Genomic DNA, 16,598 nt, shown 5'->3' on the forward strand with positions numbered 1-16,598 from the left:
TGAGCCGTCCGGTCAGTCCACCTCCTCCAGTTCGCGCACGGCGAGGCCGGCGCCGACCAGCATCCGGGACAGTCGCGGCACCGACGCCGGGTTCTGTCCCGTCAGCAGCCTGCCGTCGCTCACCACGTGCGGTTTGAACGGCGGGCCCGCGCTGTAGCGCCCGCCCTGTGCGGCGAGCTGGTCGGCGAGCAGGAACGGCAGCGCCCGGTCGGGACCGAGCAGCCACTCCTCCTCGTTGGAGATCGCGGTGACGTCGTGCCCCGCCACCAGCGGCCCGCCGTCCGGGGTGGTGACGTTGAGGAACCCGGCGGCGCCGTGGCAGCAGGCGGCGACGACGCCGCCCCTGGCCCAGACCTCGCCGGTCAGGGCCGCCAGTTCGGCGTCACCCGCGAGGTCCCACATGGCGCCCAGGCCGCCCGCGAAGACGACCGCCCCGACGTCCGCGGCGTCGTAGAACTCCGGGCGGCGGGTGTCTTCCAGGGCACGGCGCACCTCTGGATCGTCCATGAACCGGCGCTGAACGGGATCGGATCGGTCGATCCCGTGGCACGGCGGGCGTCCGGTACAGGTGCTGACCGGTAGGACGGTCCATCCCGCGTCACGCAGCGCGATCCACGGGTAGGCCGCCTCGGCCAGCCAGTAGCCGGTTCTCCGCCCGTCGGGGAGCGTGTCCACGGCCGTCAGTGCAACGATGGCGAGCGTGGGGTTCACCACTGCCACCTCCTTGAAAAGCGGTGCCCGCGCGAGGACCTAGTCGTCGTCGAACGCGGTATGGAGCCCGATCGGCTCCGTGGCGTCCAGCTCGCGCAGACGGGATTCGAATCGGTCACGTATCCGGGTGAACGCCTCGGCTCCCAGGGGCAGCCGAAGCGGGGGGTTCATCATCCGGGTCACGTCGATCACTGCTCCGGCGGCCCGCGCGGGGTCGCCGGGTTGCGTGCCGTCCAGGGCGCCGAAGGCGCTTCTGGCCGGTTCCATCACGGCGGCGTAGTCCTCCATCGGGCCGGTCCAGCGGATCGACCGGCCCGCGAAGTCGGTGCGGAACGGACCGGGCTCCACGATGGTCACCTTGATGCCGAGGTGGGCGACCTCGGCGGCGAGTCCTTCGGAGAGCCCTTCCAGGGCGAACTTGGTGCCCGCGTACATCGCCCCGCCCAGCATGGCCATCACTCCGCCGACCGAGGAGATCTGCACGATGTGCCCGGAGCGGTGGCGGCGCATGACGGGCAGCACGGCGCGGGTGACCGTGAGCACGCCGAACACATTGGTCTCGAACTGGTCGCGCAGCTCCTGCTCGGTGGCCTCCTCGATGGCGCCGCGCAGGCCGTAGCCCGCATTGTTGACCAGTACGTCGATCCGGCCGAACGCGGTCACCGCCGCGCTCACCGCCGCCCGTACGGAACCCGGGTCGGTGACGTCGAGCGGCAGTGCGAGCACGCGCTCCGGCGCCCGCTCGGCGAGGTCCTTGACGGTGGACGCCTCACGCGCGGTCGCCACCAGGGCGTCACCACTGTCGATGACCGCCTCGGCCAGTGCGCGGCCGAGGCCCGTGCTCGTTCCCGTGATCAGCCAGATCCGCATCAGACGGCCTGCCCCTTGGGCCGGACGACGACGGTGTTGAGATCGACCTCGGGCGGCTGACCGAGCGCCCAGTCGATGGTCCCCGCGATGTCGTCGGCGCTGAGCGCGGGGCCGCTCACCGGGCCCGGCCAGAACGGGGTGTCCACCCTGCCGGGAGCGATCAGCGTCACCCCGATCCCCCAGCCGGTGACGAGCATCCGGGTGTTCTCGGCAAGTGCGGTCACGGCCCACTTGGTCACCGAGTAGATGTTGCCCGGGGTGTTCTTCACCCCCGCCACGCTGCCCACCAGCACCACGCGGCCCCGCGACTCGCGCAGCGCGGGCAGCGCCGCGCGGACCGCGTAGGCCGGGCCGAGCACATTGGTGAGCAGCATGCCGCGCCAGCGCTCGGGGTCGCCGTCGGCGAGGGTGTCGTGGGTGGCGAAGCCGGCGTTGGCCACCACGTTGTCGAGCCTGCCGTAGGCGTTCAGCGCGGTGTCCACGGCGGCGGTGACCGACTCGTAGTCGGTGGTGTCGCCCGCGACGGTCAGCACGTCGAGCTCCTTGGCGACGCGGGCCAGGCGGTCCTCGTCCCTGCCGGTCACCACGACGCGGTGACCTCGGTCCAGCAGACGGCGGGCGGTGGCCTCGCCGATGCCGCTGGACCCGCCGGTGATCAGTGTCACGGTCATGGTGCTAGCCTCCGATCCCGCCCGGGTAGACGCCAGTGCGCACCCACTCCTCGATGGGGCCCATGCTGTCCACGCCGACGTACTCGATCCGCGCGCCGAGCAGGTCGGGCGCGGTGATCATGGCGAACGGCACGGCGTCGGCGTCGGCTCGGAACAGCGCGTCCAATCCCACCCCCTGCGCCCGGAGCGTGTCCAGCCGCCCGGCCATGTCGGGCTCCCAGACGCCGTAGTACAGGATCTTCCCGGCGTGGGCCACGGAGCAGATGCCGTCGCCCTCGGCCTGGATCAGCTCATAGTACGGCGGCTCGCTCCGCGAGAACACCGCGGTCAGCTTGAAGGGGTGCGGGTCGGGGTCCTCCAGCCGGGGGACGTCGAACACGGCGGGCTCGGTGAACTCCATGCCCAGCACGTCGGAGTAGCGGGCGACCGCGGCGTCGAGGTCGGGCACGACCATCCCGACGTGGAAGAACGACGGCGGGACGATCGGCGCGAGCACGTCCCCGTAGGTCCTGACCTCGGGGAACCCCTCCAGGCAGCGGAGCAGCTTGGGGATGAACTCCTGCAGGTACGGGGTCGTCTTGTGGTACTCGAAGGCGATCGGGTCGCGGTACTGCTCGTAGACCAGGCGCGTGTTGCCGTCGTCGTCGGCGCGCACGTAGTCGAAGCGCACGCAGCCCGGCTCGTTCTCCTTGATCTTGTCGATCAGGTCCTGCATCAGCTCGTCCAACTCGGGCTCCATGCCCGGCTTGACGGTCTGCACGGCGGTAACGGTGATCATGGTCAGCGCCCTCCGGCGGCGTTGTTGACGAATCGGGGCCCGTAGAACACCGGGCTCTTCAGGTCGGTGTAGGCGGCCAGGGTCCGGTGCTCGGCCGGGTACAGCTCGGGGAGCCTGGCCACGACGTCGGCGGGCACCCGGTGGCGCATGATGTTGAAGCAGGACAGGACCCGCATCTCGTTCATCTGGATGACCGCCTCGCCGAGGCTGGGCCAGGAGGTGCGTTCCGGGCCGTTCCACGCGTGGTCCAGGGCGACCATCATCGCGGTGTACGCGGAGTCGAACGCCTCCAGTTCCTTGCGCACGGAGGAGGCGTCGGGGTCCAGAGCGAGGATCGCGGCGTAGCCGTCCGCGGGCACCGCGAGCGTGTTGATCACCACCGGCCAGGCGATGTCGTCGCCCCGGAAATAGGCCGCGACGGTGTCGCGGCTCAGCTCCGCGGGGGGCGCGGCGGGGGCCAGGTAGCGCCGCCCGTAGCGCAGTTCGGCGAACCGGGCGTAGTGCGAGCCCTCGTTCTGGAACTCCGCCCCGGCCTCGATGCTGGCCGCGCTCTCCCCCTCGCCCTGGTCGGTGATCATTTCGATGATCTTCAGCAGCCGCTCGACCGGGTCCTCGCGCGAGCCCGGCTGGATGGTCTGGTAGCCGAGGTTGCCGCCCACCTGGTTGGCCGGCCCGCCGTCGCGGACGGCCCGCCGCACGGCGGCGGCGTTGCCGGTGATCGCGTCCTTGATCGCCTGGTAGAACTCGCCGATGGTGGGGTAGGTGGCGGCACGCTGGTCGCGGGTGAGCAGCGCGGGCTGGGCCTCGATCCGCATGAAGTTGTCGAGCTGGCGCTGGGACAGCCGGGCCAGCACGGCGCGCAGGTCGGGCGCGACGTTGCCGGGCAGCCCCGTGCTGGGGAACCCCGGGTCCAGGCCCCTGATCCGCGGCGATCCGCCGAGCGCGGCGAGCATGTTGCACACGGCGGCCATGTGCAGCATCTCCTCCATCAGGACACTGCGGATCGTGTTGTAGGAGGGGTAGTTCTGCACCTCAAGGGAGTACATCGCGGCCGAGTAGAGCGGCATCGTGGAGTGTTCGAGCGCGACGGCCGCCTGCAGGGCCCCGCGGATCCAGTTGATGTCGCGCAACTCCCTGGGCGTGGTCATCAGGCGGCGACCTTCGGCAGCAGCATCTCCTCGAAGTAGTTCTGGAAGGTGGTCTCCAGGTCGAGGTGCTGGTAGAACTCGGGGCCGACCGGCTCGAAGATGGCCTCGCCGAGGCCGCCGAGGGTGTCGAACATCATCGAGACGATGGTGCCGACCTCGCGGCCGAGGTAGTGCGCGACGAGGGCGACGGCGCCGCCGTGCACGCCGTACGAACCGGTGGAGGTCCAGATCCGCTCCTCCGGCCTGCCCACCCACATGCGCCGGGCCTGCGGCACGTTCACGCCCTCGGCGCGCAGCCCGCGCGCCACGGCCGCGACGCAGGTCACGGGGGTGTCGGCGAGGATGCCCGCGCGGGCCAGGACGCCGACGCCCGAGCAGTTGGCGGCGACCACCTTGCCCTCCTCGTGGTGCCTGCGGATCACTTCGAGCAGCCGCTCGTCGGTGGCCACCGCGCCGGAGCCCACGCCGCCGGGCACATAGAGGACGTCGAAGGTCTCCTCGTCGTCCAGCGCCGCGTCGGGGACCACCTGGGTGCCCATCTGCATGGTGATCACGCCCGGCTTGTCGCCGACCAGCTTCACGTCCAGCCTGCCCGGGGGCACCTCGCGCTGCCAGGGGGCGATCTGCCCGCCCACCACCATCGCGGCCCCCTTGAAGATCTCCAGGGGCGTGATCATGTCCTGCTCGCTGACCTTCTCGTAGCCGAGCACGGCGATGGACTGCACGTTCGTCATGTCCGTGTGTTTCCTTTCGTCAGTGTGTCGTCGTTCACGCCGCCAGCAGCCGGACGACCGCGTCGGCCACTCCGGCGGCCGAGGCCGGGTTCTGCCCGGTGACCAGCCGCTCGCTCACCACGACGTGCGGGGCGAACGGCTCGGCGGAGGCGGTGTGCGCGGCCCCGCGCTCGACGAGGCGGGTCTGCAACAGGAACGGCACGACGCCGTCCAGGCCCACGGCCGCCTCCTCCTCGTCGGTGAAGGCCGCGACCTCCTTGCCGGCGACCAGGTAGGCGCCGTCGGACAGGGTCAGGTTCACCAGTCCGGCCGGTCCGTGGCACACCGCCGCGACCACGCCCCCGGCCTCGTACACGTCGCGCCCGAGCGCCGCCAGGTCGGCGTCATCGGGGAAGTCCCACATGGTCCCGTGGCCCCCCACGTAGAAGACGGCCGCGTACTCGGCCGCCTTGACCTCGCCTGGCCTGGGGGTGTTCCGCAGCGCGGCGGCCACCCCGGGGTCGGCGAGGAACTCCCGCTGCACGGGGTCTTCGGGGTCGTATCCCGTGGCGGGCGGCGTCCCGCCCCGCACGCTGACGAAGTCCACCTGGTGGCCGGCACGGCGGAAGACCCGCCACGGATGGGCGGCCTCCGGCACGTAGTAGCCGGTGCCCTTTCCGGTGTCGCCGAGCGCGTCGTGGCTGCTCAGCACCAGCAGAATGCGCCTGGAATACGCAGACATCATTCGATCTCCCCGTAGGATCGGAGTCAACTCGTCCGACGGTAGATCCAGCGTTCAACTATGTGCCAATCCCTTCGGCAATCCCGGCCATAGGTTCCTCTATGGAACGCGCGAGTGGATATTCACTCGTTCGCTGATACGTGCCATAGTTCTTCGAATGGGTGGACCGTAACAATCAAGGGGGGGCGAGATCCGTGGACCTGACATTGCTCCGGTCGTTTCTCGCGGTGTATCGAACCGGATCGTTCACGAAGGCGGCCGGGCTGCTGTCGATCTCGCAGCCCGCCGTGACCTGCCAGATCCGGAACCTGGAAAAGGAGATCGGCCAGTTGCTGTTCCTGCGGACTCCGCGTGGAGCGGTCCCGACCGAGGCGGCCGAGGAGCTGGCCAAGGAGACGGGTGTGCACATCGACGCGCTGGAGGCGGCGGTGCTGCGCAGGCAGGATCCGCTGGACCTGAGCGAGCGGACGCTGTCGGTGGCCGGCCCGGCGGAGATGATCTCGACGAGGCTGCTGCCGGCGCTGGCCGACCTGATCCACGACGGGCTCCGATTACGCGTGAGCTTCGGACTGACCGACGAGCTGCTGGACGAACTGTCCGCCGGCCTGCACGACCTGGTGATCGCCACCGCTCGTCCCAAGCGGCACGGCATCGTCTCCACACCGCTGATGGACGAGGAGTTCTTCCTCGTGGGGTCGGCGGACCAGGCGGCCAAGGTGCCGCCGGAGCGCATCGCGAGCGGGGGGCCCGCGGCGCTCAAGGGAATCCCGATCATCGCCTACGCCGACAACCTGCCCATCGTGCGGCGTTACTGGCAGACCGTCTTCTCCGAGCGCCCCGCGTTCGACGCCCAGGTGGTGGTGCCCGACCTGCGCGCCGTACTGGCCACGGTCAAGGCCGGCGGCGGCATCTCGGTGGTGCCCTCGTACCTGTGCACGGACGAACTGGACCGGGGTGAGATCAGGGCGCTGCACGAGCCGGACATGCCACCGCTCAACACGCTGTTTCTGGCCACTCGCTCGGGGGCCACTTCGAACGTGGTGCTTTCCACCGTCCATTCGCACCTGCTGATGAAGGCGCAGCTCTGGAGCGCCTCAGTGGGGTGAGCGTCCCGCTTGTTGGCACTGCGTCCGTTTTATCCCAAGATTTGCTTTCCCCAGGGCATACGAAAACCTATGTCAGCCCCCACGGATACTTATTTGATAGCCGGATGATAAGTCCGGTTTATTGTCTCTCGGCCGCGTCGAATCTGATCGAACCCGCACAAGCGGTCGACCACAGGGGGTTTGCATGTCGGTTCTATCGGCCGACGGGGGAATATCCTCACCGGCCAGGACGGGTGGTTCTCACCCGATCCGCATCGATGCCGGGCCAGCCGATATGAAAGAATTGAACAGACTGGTCATGAACGGGATCCGGCCGTTCAATGAGCAGTTCGACGAAGACTCGCATCTCAACGAGGTAATACCGAAACCGTGGGGATACGAGTACCGGGCCTACGTCGACGACTTCTTCGATTTCTGGGCCCTGCATGTCAACGCCCCGCACGGGACGTCCATGCACGTACATCCGAGAAAGCTGACGTACCTGCTCTGCCTTGCCGGGCAGGGCGTCACGTCCACGCTCAGCGGCGATGTCAAGGTCGAGGCCGGCACGATCCTGCGGATCGCGCCGGGAGCGTTCCACTCGACGAGGAACACGGGGGACGAACCGCTTGAGCTCATCGAGGTGGAGGCGCCGAGGAACAAGTTCGACCTGATCCGGTTGAGCGACGACTACAACCGTGCCGGCACATCGTATGAATCCGTCTCACTTCAGGAGCCCGAACATCCGATGCGGCGGGTGCCCTACCTGCCGCACGCGCGAATGCGCGGGGGAACCCCCGACGGCCGGTTTCTCTTCGATATCCGGACAGGCACGGATATCTTCTACCGCCGCCGACCTGCGGACGTGTTCTATATCCCGCTCTGCCTCTCCGGGGTCGTCCACTCGCACGTGGAGATCCTGACGAGCCTCCCGGAGGACGACCGCAGGCCCCAGGTGGACAAGTTCTACCTCTCCGTCACGCGCAAGCACTGAAGCGAAAGGATCGTCATGTCCCACAGCGCCGTCATCATCACCGGCCCGGGGTTCCAGGACCACGACGTGGTCTACACCTACTACCGGCTCATCGAGGAGGGGTGGCACGTCGACGTCGCCACCAAGGGGGGCGAAGGGGTCATCGGCAAGTACGGCGTGCCGCTCCCCATGGACAAGACCGCCAAGCCACTTGTCTCCTTCGACGACCTGGATGTCTCCCACTACGACGCCGTGATCCTCACCGGCGGCCACGAGGCCCCCGACCGGGTCCGGCAGGACGCCAACGTGCTGAACTTCCTGCGCGGCATGGACGCGGCGGGCAAGGTCGTCGCGGGCCTGTGCCACGGTCCCTGGATCATGGTCAGCGCGGGGGTGCTCAAGGGCCGGCGGGCCTGCGCCTACATCGGGCTGCGCGACGACGTCATCAACGCCGGCGCGGACGTGGTGGACAGCGACGTCATCGTGGACGGGAACATCATCACCTGCTCCTACTACGCCTACGTGGGGGCCTTCATGCGGGCCGTCTTCTCGACCGTCGAGAAGCTGGCGGCGTGAGAATCCCGTGCTGGTAGTCGACTTCGACGGGGTGGTCTGCGACGCGCTCGCCGAGTGCGCGCTGGTCACCTGGCTGGGCGCGGAGGGCGTCGCCCGGTGGAACTCGGGCGCCGGAGTGCTGCGGCGGGTGCCGGCGTCGTTCGTGCGCCGATTCCGCAAGGTGCGCGACTACTCCCGGGTGCTCGACCACTTCGTCGTTGCGCACCTGCCGTACGCGGACTGGGTCAGGGGGCGGAAGGACTTCGACCGGATCTTCCGCACCCTCCCGGCCGGCTACGTGAGCGACTTCACGCGGGCGGCCTCGGCCGCCCGCGGCAGGCTCCGCACCGAGGAGCCGGACTTCTGGCTCGGCCTGCACACCCTCTACCCGGGCATCGCACCGCTGCTCCTCGGGCAGGCGGGCAAGACCATGATCGTGACGGCCAAGGACGAGCGGTCGGTGTGGGACATCCTGCGCCGGCACGGGCTGGACGGCACCGTGGCCGAGGTCATCGGCGAATGCGGGCAGAAGGCCATCGCGGTCCGCGACCTGTGCCGCCGCCACGGCATCTCCCCCGCCGACACGACCTTCATCGACGACAACCTGGCGAACGTCCGCGGGGTCGCCGCGGTGGGCGTCCGCGCCATGTGGGCGGAGTGGGGCTACCACACGCCTGAGGACATGGCGAACGCCGACCGGCTGGGCGTCGCCCGGCTGCCGGCCGTACCGGCCGGGCTCGACCTCTGAGCGGACCGGACCACCGAGACACCAGAAAGGTACTCCCATGCCCAGAGTTCTCCTCGCCCTGACCAGCCACGGCGAGTTAGGCGACACCGGCCGGGCCACCGGCTTCTACGTGCCGGAGGCGGCGCACCCCTATCGGGTGTTCACCGAGGCCGGGTTCGACGTGGACTTCGTCTCCGTCCAGGGGGGCGAGCCGCCGCGCGACGGCGTCAAGCCGGGCGACGAGGCGACCGCCGCCTTCCTCGCCGAGCACGGCGCGCGTCTCGCCGCCACCCCCACCACCGACCAGCTCAACGCCGACGACTACCAGGCCATCCTGTTCGTCGGCGGGCACGGGACGATGTGGGACTTCCCCGACTCCAAGGAGCTGGCGCGCTTCGCCGCCGCCATCTACGAGAACGGCGGCGTGGTGGCGGGCGTCTGCCACGGACCGGCCGGTCTGGTCAACGTACGGCTCGGCGACGGCTCCCACCTCGTGGACGGCAAGCTGGTCAGCGCCTTCACCAACGAGGAGGAGACCGCCGTCGGCCTGATCGACAAGGTGCCCTTCGCCCTGGAGAGCAAGCTGATCGAGCGCGGCGCCCGGTTCACCAAGGCGGCGAACTTCAGCGCGCACGCCGTCGCCGACCGGCGTCTGGTCACCGGCCAGAACCCGGCCTCGGCCGTCCGCGTCGCCGAGCTGGTGGTCGAGGAGCTGCGCCTGGCCGACGGCTCCGGCGAGGCGCCGCGCATGTCCGCCGCCCAGGCGTCCGCCATCTACCTGCTCGACGAGTCCGTGGGCTACCTGTACGCCGCCTCGCTGCGGGCGGCGGCGCAGATAGGCGTGGCCGACCACCTGGCCGACGGCCCCCGCACCGCCGCCGAGCTGGCGGAGGCGACCGGCACCGACGCCGACTTCCTCTACCGGATGCTGCGCCTGCTGGCCACCCGCCAGATCGTCCGCGAGGAGGACGGCGGCCGGTTCTACCTGACCCCGCAGGGCGACGCGCTGCGCACCGACAACCCGGTGTCGGTCAGGGACGCGATCCTGATGACCTCGGCGCACACCCACTGGCGGTCGGCGGGCGAGCTGGTCACCGCGCTGCGCGAGGGCGGACCGGTGTTCGACCGGCTGTTCGGCCTGCCGTACTACGAGCACATCAAGGGCGAGCAGTCGGTGGACGGCGTCTTCCACAAGGGCATGGCGAGCTTCTCGGCCGCCGTGGACCAGCTCGCCGTGGGCAGCTGCGACTGGCCGCAGGAGGGCGTGGTCGTGGACGTCGGCGGCGGCACCGGCGGCCTGCTGGTGCAGGCCCTGCTCGCCCGTCCGGGCCTGCGGGGGGTGCTGTTCGACGAGCGGCACGTGCTCGACGGCAACCGGCTGGGAGAGGTCGGCGACGACTCCCGCTGGGAGACCGTGGCGGGCGACTTCTTCACCGAGGTCCCGGGCGGGGGCGACGTCTACGCGCTCAAGCGGATCCTGCACAACTGGTCCGACGAGGAGTGCGTGCGGATCCTCCGCAACTGCCGCGAGGCGATGGCGCCCGGCGGGCGGGTGCTGGTCATCGACCCGGTCATCCCGCCCGGCAACACGCCGGACGCGTCCAAGATCCACGACCTGATCATGATGATGCTGCTGACCGGCCGCGAGCGCACCGAGGCCGAGCTGAGCCGCCTGCTGGAGGAGGCGGGGCTGCGCCTGACCCGCGTCGTCCGCACCGGCGCGCCGGTGGCCGTCATCGAGGCCGTCGCCCGCTGACCGCGGCGGCGCCGTCCACCCCTGACCCCCCTGACCCCCTGACAAGCCGAAGGGACTCGTGATGTTCCGCAGAATCATCCTGTTCACCTGGACCGAGAGCGCCACCGAGGAACAGCGCGCGGCGGTCGCGGCCGAACTGGCCAAGCTCCCCGCGCTGATCCCCGAGATCCGCCGCCTGGAGTTCGGCGCGGACACCACCTCGGGCAACGCCGACTTCGGAGTGCTCGCCGACTTCGCCACCAAGTCGGACTGGGCCGTCTACGTCGAGCACCCCGCCCACCAGAAGGTGGTCGCGGACCACATCCGGCCCATCATCGCGGGCCGTACCGCGATCCAGTACGAGTTCTGACCCAGACCGGCGGCGGCCGTCCCCCACCAGGACACGGCACCGCCGCCGGACGGCCGCCCGGGCCCCCCGCCCCGCCCGGGCGGCCGTCCTCTTCTTCGCGGTCAGCGGGGGCGGTAGGTGCAACGGAGGCCGGTATGGATGGTGGCGCGGAGTTCGCCGCCGATCGCGGGGTCGGCGGTGGTGATGCGGGTGAGGGCGCGGCGGATGGCCTTGCCCACGGCGATGCGGGCGCGTTCGTCGCCGCCGGTGAAGCGGCGGGTGCGTCCGCCGAGGCCCGCGGCGGCGGACAGCTCGCCGACCAGCCAGTCGCGTTCGCCGCGCGTCGCCTCGGCCCGCTCGGGCTCGCCGCACGCCTCCAGGTCGGCGATCTCCGCCTCCAGGCGCATGAGCCTGCTCCGGTACGCCCGCAGGGCCTCGTCATCGAGCACAGGTTGCGCCGACAGCTCGCCCGCCGGGGCGCCGGACGGCAGCGGCCCCGCCGCCAGGTCGGCCGCGCGGACCTCGCGCCCCGGGTTGGCGATCAGGACCGCCAGGTGCTCCATCCCCACGCAGTGGTCGACCAGCACGCTCCGCGCGCCCAGCTCCACCTGCCACTGCCGCCCCCGGCGCACGCACGACGCGGACGGCGGGCGCTCCGGCTCGACCGGCAGGGCCATGCCGAGCTCCGCCGCCTCCTTGGCCGCCTGCGCCGTCTCGCGTACGGCCCGCGCGTCTCTCGGGCCGTGCCGGAGCGCCAGCGCCTGCCCCAGGCGCCAGCGCGACAGCACGGCCGCCGGCCAGTGCCCCAGCGCCAGGTTGTCGCGGACCGCCGCCCGCAGGTGTTCGACCGCCCGGTCGAGGTCGCCCGTCGTCATCGACGCGACGCCCAGCGCGTGCCAGGCCGACCCGAGGCACGCGACGCCGAGGCTGGCGATCACCGGCAGCCCGCCGAACGGCAGCAGCAGCTCGTAGGCGCGGGCCGCGGTCTCGGTGTCGCCGAGCAGGTGGGCCGCCTCCACGGCGGCGTGCATCGAGGTCAGCCAACTGCTCGACCGGGGAAGGTCGGCCAGGTCGCGCCCGCGCAGGCGGGCCAGCATGCCGACGGCGAGCCGCCGGTCGCCCGCCTCGGCGGCGGCCACGGCCAGCACGGCGGTGTAGGAGTTGTCCACCGCGCTCAGCTCCGGGGAGTGGACCAGCCCGGACAGCGCCGGCACCAGTTCGGCGATCCGGCCCTGGTACCAGCGGATCGCGGCGAGCTGCCCGCCGTACCAGCCGGTGGAGTCGACGTCACCGGCGGCGGCGCCGCGCCGTGCGCAGACGGCGGCGAGCGTCTCGGCCTCGGCGAGCCGTCCGGCGCGGACGCACAGCATCACCTCCATGGCGCTGACCACGAAGCCGACCGCCAGGTGCGCGCGGTGGGAGAGCCGTTCACGCAGTTCGGCGAGCGACCGCTCGGCGTGCGGGTCACCGGCGAGGAAGAGGTCCACGGTGCGCCACATCAGGGCCATCAGCAGGTCGCCGGGCCGTCCGGTCGCCGCGACCCGGCCCATCAGTTCGTGGGCCAGCGCCATCCGCGCCTCGCCGTGCTCGGGGCCGAGCACGCAGTGGTGGGCCAGGCTCAGCGCCTCGACCAGCGCGATCGGGTCGCCCTTGCGCCTGGCCTGGGCCAGTACGTCGAAGATCGTGTCGTGCCGGCCGGCGCCGTAGTCCTCTTCGGCGCCGATCCGGGCGCGCAGCCGCAGCGCGAGCGCGCCGGTGGGGTCGGCCAGTTTCAGCGCGTGCCGCTGGCGCTCCCGCAGCAGCGCCGCCTCGGCCGCGCTGCGGTGCTCGTGGACCCAGAGCCCGCCGAGGCCGAGCGCGGCGCGCGCCATCGTGGGCGCGTCGTTCCTGCGCTCGGCGTCGCGGTAAGCGGTGTCGAACCAGAGCCGCCCGGCCCGCAGGTCGCCCTCGATGAACAGCGCGCGCTCGCCTGCCGTGAGGGAGTACACCGGAAGCGACGCGACAGCCTCTTTTGCCATGATCACATGCTCTCTGCCCTGGAAGGGGCGGCTTTCCCGAGAGTGGACGGTCCCCGTGGCCGCGAGGACCGTCCGGGAGGGCCGGGCGCGAGGAGACGCGCGCCCGGCCCGCTTGGTTCTCTCGAACTCGGGCCCCCTTACGACGACGGCGCCGCGGATACCGGCCCCTGTTCGGTAACCGCCCGGCCCGCACGCGCGAGCGGTGGCCGACGTCGTGGTGTTGGTCGTGCCGATCTCCCCGGCGGACGATGACCGCCGGGCCGTCCGCGAACGCCCCCGTGTCGCGGCTCAGACCAGCAGGAATCGCTCGCTGCTCTGCATCGAGACGATCTGGAAGTTCGCGTTGTGCAGGACGGCGGTGTAGTGGAACAGGTGGCCGCGCACCCCCGTGGCGGGCACCGGGATGTTGAAGTTCTGCACCAGCACGAAGTCGGGCCCCACGCAGCGGAACGGCGGCGTGCTGAAGCTCTGCGGTGGGATGTCGGGTTCCAGCGTCGAGGCCCCGCCCCCGGTGCTGTCGTCGATCGCGGACACCGCGAGCGTGTACGGCGCCTTGGTCATGGTCTCCGGCCCGGCCTCGATCTCCACGACGAGGTCGAAGCTCGTGCCGGGCATCTCCCCGGCGACGTCCGGGGCGTTGGGAGTGGTGTCGGCGACCCTGCCGCCCTTCTGCGTGGTGTAGATCCTGGCGATCCGCGCGTTCTTGGGATTCATGTCGTCCCTCCCGTGTGGAACCGTGCTTCCACACCTCAACAGAGGGCCGATCGGCGGATCTGATACATCGTGTTTCCGATTGACCGCCCGTCAACCGGGCGGGGTCAGCGCGAAATCCGCTCCCATACACACAAAACCGGCGGCCACCGCCGACGCTTCGAAGTCCTCCCCGGCGATCTGCCGCTGTGCCTGGGCCAGGGCCGCGGCGGCGGAGTGGCCCGCGGCGAGCAGCTTGTGCAGGGCGATCATCAGCGTGGTCGTCTCGGTGTCCAGGATCGACAGCACCGGGGCGATGATGGCGCGCGAACCGAGCGCCATGAAGGTCGCGCTGAGCCCGAGCAGTTCGTCGCCCGCGCGGACCACGAACCGCCCGCTGTCGCAGGCGGCCAGGACGACCATCTGCGGGGCGCTGTTCAGCTGTTCCAGGTCGTAGATGGTCAGCGGCCCGTCGGCCAGGCGCAGCGAGGAGAACAGCGGGTTGGCCGCGTGCAGGCGGCCGTGCGCGGCCAGGTGCGCCAGGCGGGCGCCGTCCAGCGCGCCGATGACGGCCTCGGTGGTCGCCGCGCCGTCCACCATGGCGGGCACCGAGTGGATGGAGGCCACCCCCTCGGCCTCGGTACGCGCGCCGGGCAGCCCGGGGCCGGACGCGGCCACGATCGGCCCCTCCGACGCGGGGGCGCGGCCCGCCGCGTGCCACAGCGTCGCCGACGGCGCCAGGCTCACCGTGCGCCCCGAGCACGAGGGCAGGGTCGACCATGGCAGCGCCTGCAGCGGCCCGCTGGGGATCAGCACCAGCGGACGGTCGCCGAGGTCGGCGGCCAGCGGGCGGAGCAGCGCGTCGTCGAGGCGGGCGGCGGCGTCGCGCAGCATCGCCGCCGCGGCGGCCCGGCTGCCGGGCACCGCGTGGTGGCTGGCCAGCCGCCGCAGCGCGAACGGCACCCGGTCCACGAGCGACCTGATCGGCGCGAGCGGCCCGAGCCGCCGCAGCCGCACCCGCTCGCCGGTCACAGTGACGGCGTGCAGCATGTCGTCCAGGTGCACGAACTCCACCAGCGCCCGCCCCGCCAGCACGTCGGCAACCTCGCTCGCCGACACCGCCGTGGCCGCCTCCGCCGAGCGCCCGCCCAGCCTGCGGCAGTAGTCGCGGATCTCCCGTTCCAGGGTGACCTGCCGGTGCACCAGGCGGCCGGGTGCGACCCCGGCGGCGCGGCGCTCGTGGATCTCGCCGGACACCGCGCGAAGCTGGGTCAGCGACTCGGCCAGGTAGGGGTCGTCCGGCGGCCGGGGCGGCTTGGTCAGCAGGTGCCTGGCCCGGCCGCGTTCCGCCCAGGTCAGCACCCGGGCGGCGTCACCGCTGTCGAAGGCCATCCGCAGCCCGAGGTCGGCGACCTCCACGCGGTACCTGGACGCGTGCGCGCGCAGGTCGGTGGCGCCGAGGGTCGCCCGGTGCTCGTCGTGGATGCGCAGCGCCGTGCCGATGGCGACGGCCGCGCCCCGGTGGTTGCCGCGCGACAGGCGCAGCAGCGCCTCGGCGTGCCAGGCCCGCACCCTCGGTACGGCGGGCCCCCGGTTGCGCTCCTGCCCGGCGCGCTCCAGCTCGCGACGCCCGCGCTCGGTCCATCCCCGGCCCAGCGCGAGCTGCCCGGCCATCATCCGCGCCTCCACCGCCGAGCCCGGCCATCCGGCGGCGGCCAGGTCGGCGGCGCACCGCTCCATCCGCTGGACGGTGACCGCCTCTCCCCCGGCCACCCGCGAGCGCAGCGTGACGAACCTGGCCATCGCCGCCCACTGCGGACGGCGCTGCCTGCCGAACCCGCTGGCCGCCGTGCGCGCCTCACGGACCGAGCTGGCGTGGTCGCCCTCCAGGTAGGCGACCCTGGCCAGCAGCAGCCTGGCCTCGGGCTGCCCGATCCCGCGCCGCCTGCGCTCGAACTCCGACACGGCCTCCTCCGCGGCCTCCCTGGCCTCGGCGGTCAGCCCGACCGACAGCAGCAGCTCGCTGCGGTCGACCAGAGTCCAGCAGACCTGGTGGGTGTCGAGTTCGCGAAAGCGCCGCTCGGCCAGGTCCAGGTAGCGCAGCGCGGCCGGGACCTCCCCGCGCGTGGCGCTGACCCACCCCAGGTTGAGCTGCACGATCGCCAGGGAGAGCCCCAGGCCGAGCTGCTCGCACAGCATCTCGGCCTCGCGCAGGTCGGTCTCGGCGGCGGTGAACTCCTGGCGGTAGCCGTGCACCACGCCCCGGTTGGACAGCACCCGCTGCAACCACAGGCGGTCCCCGGCGCGGCGCAGCGCGGGCACCGCCAGGCGGTAGCTGGCGAGGGCCTCCTCCGGGCGCTTGAGGTGGTTGAAGATCACCCCGCGCTGCGCCTCGGCCCGCGCCCGCCCCACCCCGTGCAGGTCGGGCAGCGCCTCGTCGATCTCGCGCATGGCCTGCGGGATGCGCCCGCGCACGCACCACACGAAGGCCAGCCGGATCCGCGCCTCGGCGGCGAGGTCGGCCGATCCGGCGCGCTCCGCCAGCCTGATCGCCGACCGTAGGTGCCGCGCCGCCACCCCGAGGTCCTCCAGGTGCACGGCGGCCACGCCGAGCGCCCGAGCGGCCACGGAGGCCAGGACGAAATCGCCGCGGGCCCGTGCCCGGTCGGCGATCTGTGTTGCCATAATCGTCAGCCTGGCCGGGTCGGCCTCGGCGAGCCGCAGCAACTCGGCGGCGACGTCGGAGGGGCTCGTGTCCACCCCCGCAGTCTTTCGCAAGATTTTTTGCGTGTGATGTATCAACCGGGCGACAACCCGTCTCTGTAACACGACG

16 protein-coding genes are annotated in these 16,598 nt (G+C 71.6%); 6 read left to right on the forward strand and 10 right to left on the reverse strand.

Annotation, left to right across the window (positions count from 1 at the left end; translation table 11 throughout):
* Positions 1 to 12: 12 nt before the first annotated feature.
* Genes P3X83_RS30530 through P3X83_RS30560 form a run of 7 tightly spaced genes read right to left on the reverse strand, consistent with a single transcriptional unit; the run spans position 13 to position 5,633 of the window.
* Positions 13 to 711: a type 1 glutamine amidotransferase domain-containing protein gene (locus P3X83_RS30530; RefSeq protein WP_277308739.1), complete on the reverse strand. Its 699-nt coding sequence runs from the start codon at positions 709 to 711 to the stop codon at positions 13 to 15.
* 39 nt (positions 712 to 750) lie between these two features.
* A complete protein-coding gene (locus P3X83_RS30535; protein ID WP_277308740.1) occupies positions 751 to 1,581 on the reverse strand; it encodes an oxidoreductase in 831 nt (276 codons plus the stop codon).
* Complete coding sequence (locus P3X83_RS30540) at positions 1,581 to 2,252, reverse strand: SDR family oxidoreductase (protein ID WP_277308741.1); 672 nt, start codon at positions 2,250 to 2,252, stop codon at positions 1,581 to 1,583. The genes P3X83_RS30535 and P3X83_RS30540 overlap by 1 nt, the downstream gene beginning before the upstream one ends.
* Before the next feature lie 4 nt (positions 2,253 to 2,256).
* On the reverse strand, positions 2,257 to 3,030 hold the full coding sequence (locus tag P3X83_RS30545; RefSeq protein WP_277308742.1) for an antibiotic biosynthesis monooxygenase: 774 nt from the start codon (positions 3,028 to 3,030) through the stop codon (positions 2,257 to 2,259).
* A 2-nt stretch (positions 3,031 to 3,032) separates the two neighbouring features.
* Positions 3,033 to 4,178 carry a ferritin-like protein gene (locus P3X83_RS30550; protein ID WP_277308743.1) on the reverse strand — a complete coding sequence of 382 codons (1,146 nt, stop codon included), beginning with the start codon at positions 4,176 to 4,178 and terminating at the stop codon, positions 3,033 to 3,035.
* Positions 4,178 to 4,912, reverse strand: coding sequence for a DJ-1/PfpI family protein (locus P3X83_RS30555; protein WP_277308744.1), 735 nt, complete (start codon positions 4,910 to 4,912; stop codon positions 4,178 to 4,180). Before P3X83_RS30555 ends, P3X83_RS30550 begins: the two co-directional genes overlap by 1 nt.
* Before the next feature lie 34 nt (positions 4,913 to 4,946).
* Positions 4,947 to 5,633: a type 1 glutamine amidotransferase domain-containing protein gene (locus P3X83_RS30560; RefSeq protein ID WP_277308745.1), complete on the reverse strand. Its 687-nt coding sequence runs from the start codon at positions 5,631 to 5,633 to the stop codon at positions 4,947 to 4,949.
* Positions 5,634 to 5,827: 194 nt separating this feature from the next.
* Between P3X83_RS30560 and P3X83_RS30565 the strand changes: the two genes are divergently transcribed.
* The 6 genes from P3X83_RS30565 (at position 5,828) to P3X83_RS30590 (ending at position 11,078) form a co-directional block, all read left to right on the forward strand.
* Positions 5,828 to 6,739 (forward strand): LysR family transcriptional regulator, encoded by a 912-nt coding sequence (locus P3X83_RS30565; protein ID WP_277308746.1) that lies wholly within the window; start codon positions 5,828 to 5,830, stop codon positions 6,737 to 6,739.
* Positions 6,740 to 7,037: 298 nt separating this feature from the next.
* Positions 7,038 to 7,712, forward strand: a complete 675-nt coding sequence (locus P3X83_RS30570) for a cupin domain-containing protein (RefSeq protein WP_277308747.1) — start codon at positions 7,038 to 7,040, stop codon at positions 7,710 to 7,712.
* Between the two features lie 15 nt (positions 7,713 to 7,727).
* Entirely contained in the window at positions 7,728 to 8,267 is a 540-nt protein-coding gene (locus tag P3X83_RS30575) for a DJ-1/PfpI family protein (protein WP_277308748.1), read from the forward strand.
* 7 nt (positions 8,268 to 8,274) lie between these two features.
* On the forward strand, positions 8,275 to 8,994 hold the full coding sequence (locus P3X83_RS30580) for an HAD family hydrolase (RefSeq protein WP_277308749.1): 720 nt from the start codon (positions 8,275 to 8,277) through the stop codon (positions 8,992 to 8,994).
* A gap of 37 nt (positions 8,995 to 9,031) precedes the next feature.
* Entirely contained in the window at positions 9,032 to 10,729 is a 1,698-nt protein-coding gene (locus P3X83_RS30585; protein ID WP_277308750.1) for a methyltransferase, read from the forward strand.
* Positions 10,730 to 10,790: 61 nt separating this feature from the next.
* Positions 10,791 to 11,078, forward strand: a complete 288-nt coding sequence (locus P3X83_RS30590; protein WP_277308751.1) for a Dabb family protein — start codon at positions 10,791 to 10,793, stop codon at positions 11,076 to 11,078.
* Positions 11,079 to 11,179: 101 nt separating this feature from the next.
* Here P3X83_RS30590 and P3X83_RS30595 read toward each other — a convergent pair whose 3' ends face one another.
* From P3X83_RS30595 to P3X83_RS30605, 3 genes are all read right to left on the reverse strand, one after another.
* A complete protein-coding gene (locus P3X83_RS30595; protein ID WP_277308752.1) occupies positions 11,180 to 13,075 on the reverse strand; it encodes a hypothetical protein in 1,896 nt (631 codons plus the stop codon).
* A gap of 288 nt (positions 13,076 to 13,363) precedes the next feature.
* Positions 13,364 to 13,789: a hypothetical protein gene (locus tag P3X83_RS30600; protein WP_277308753.1), complete on the reverse strand. Its 426-nt coding sequence runs from the start codon at positions 13,787 to 13,789 to the stop codon at positions 13,364 to 13,366.
* Positions 13,790 to 13,879: 90 nt separating this feature from the next.
* On the reverse strand, positions 13,880 to 16,525 hold the full coding sequence (locus P3X83_RS30605) for a CHAT domain-containing protein (RefSeq protein ID WP_277308754.1): 2,646 nt from the start codon (positions 16,523 to 16,525) through the stop codon (positions 13,880 to 13,882).
* Between the last annotated feature and the right edge of the window lie 73 nt (positions 16,526 to 16,598).

Source organism: Spongiactinospora sp. TRM90649 (genome assembly GCF_029382225.1).
Taxonomy (GTDB): Bacteria; Actinomycetota; Actinomycetes; order Streptosporangiales; family Streptosporangiaceae; genus Spongiactinospora.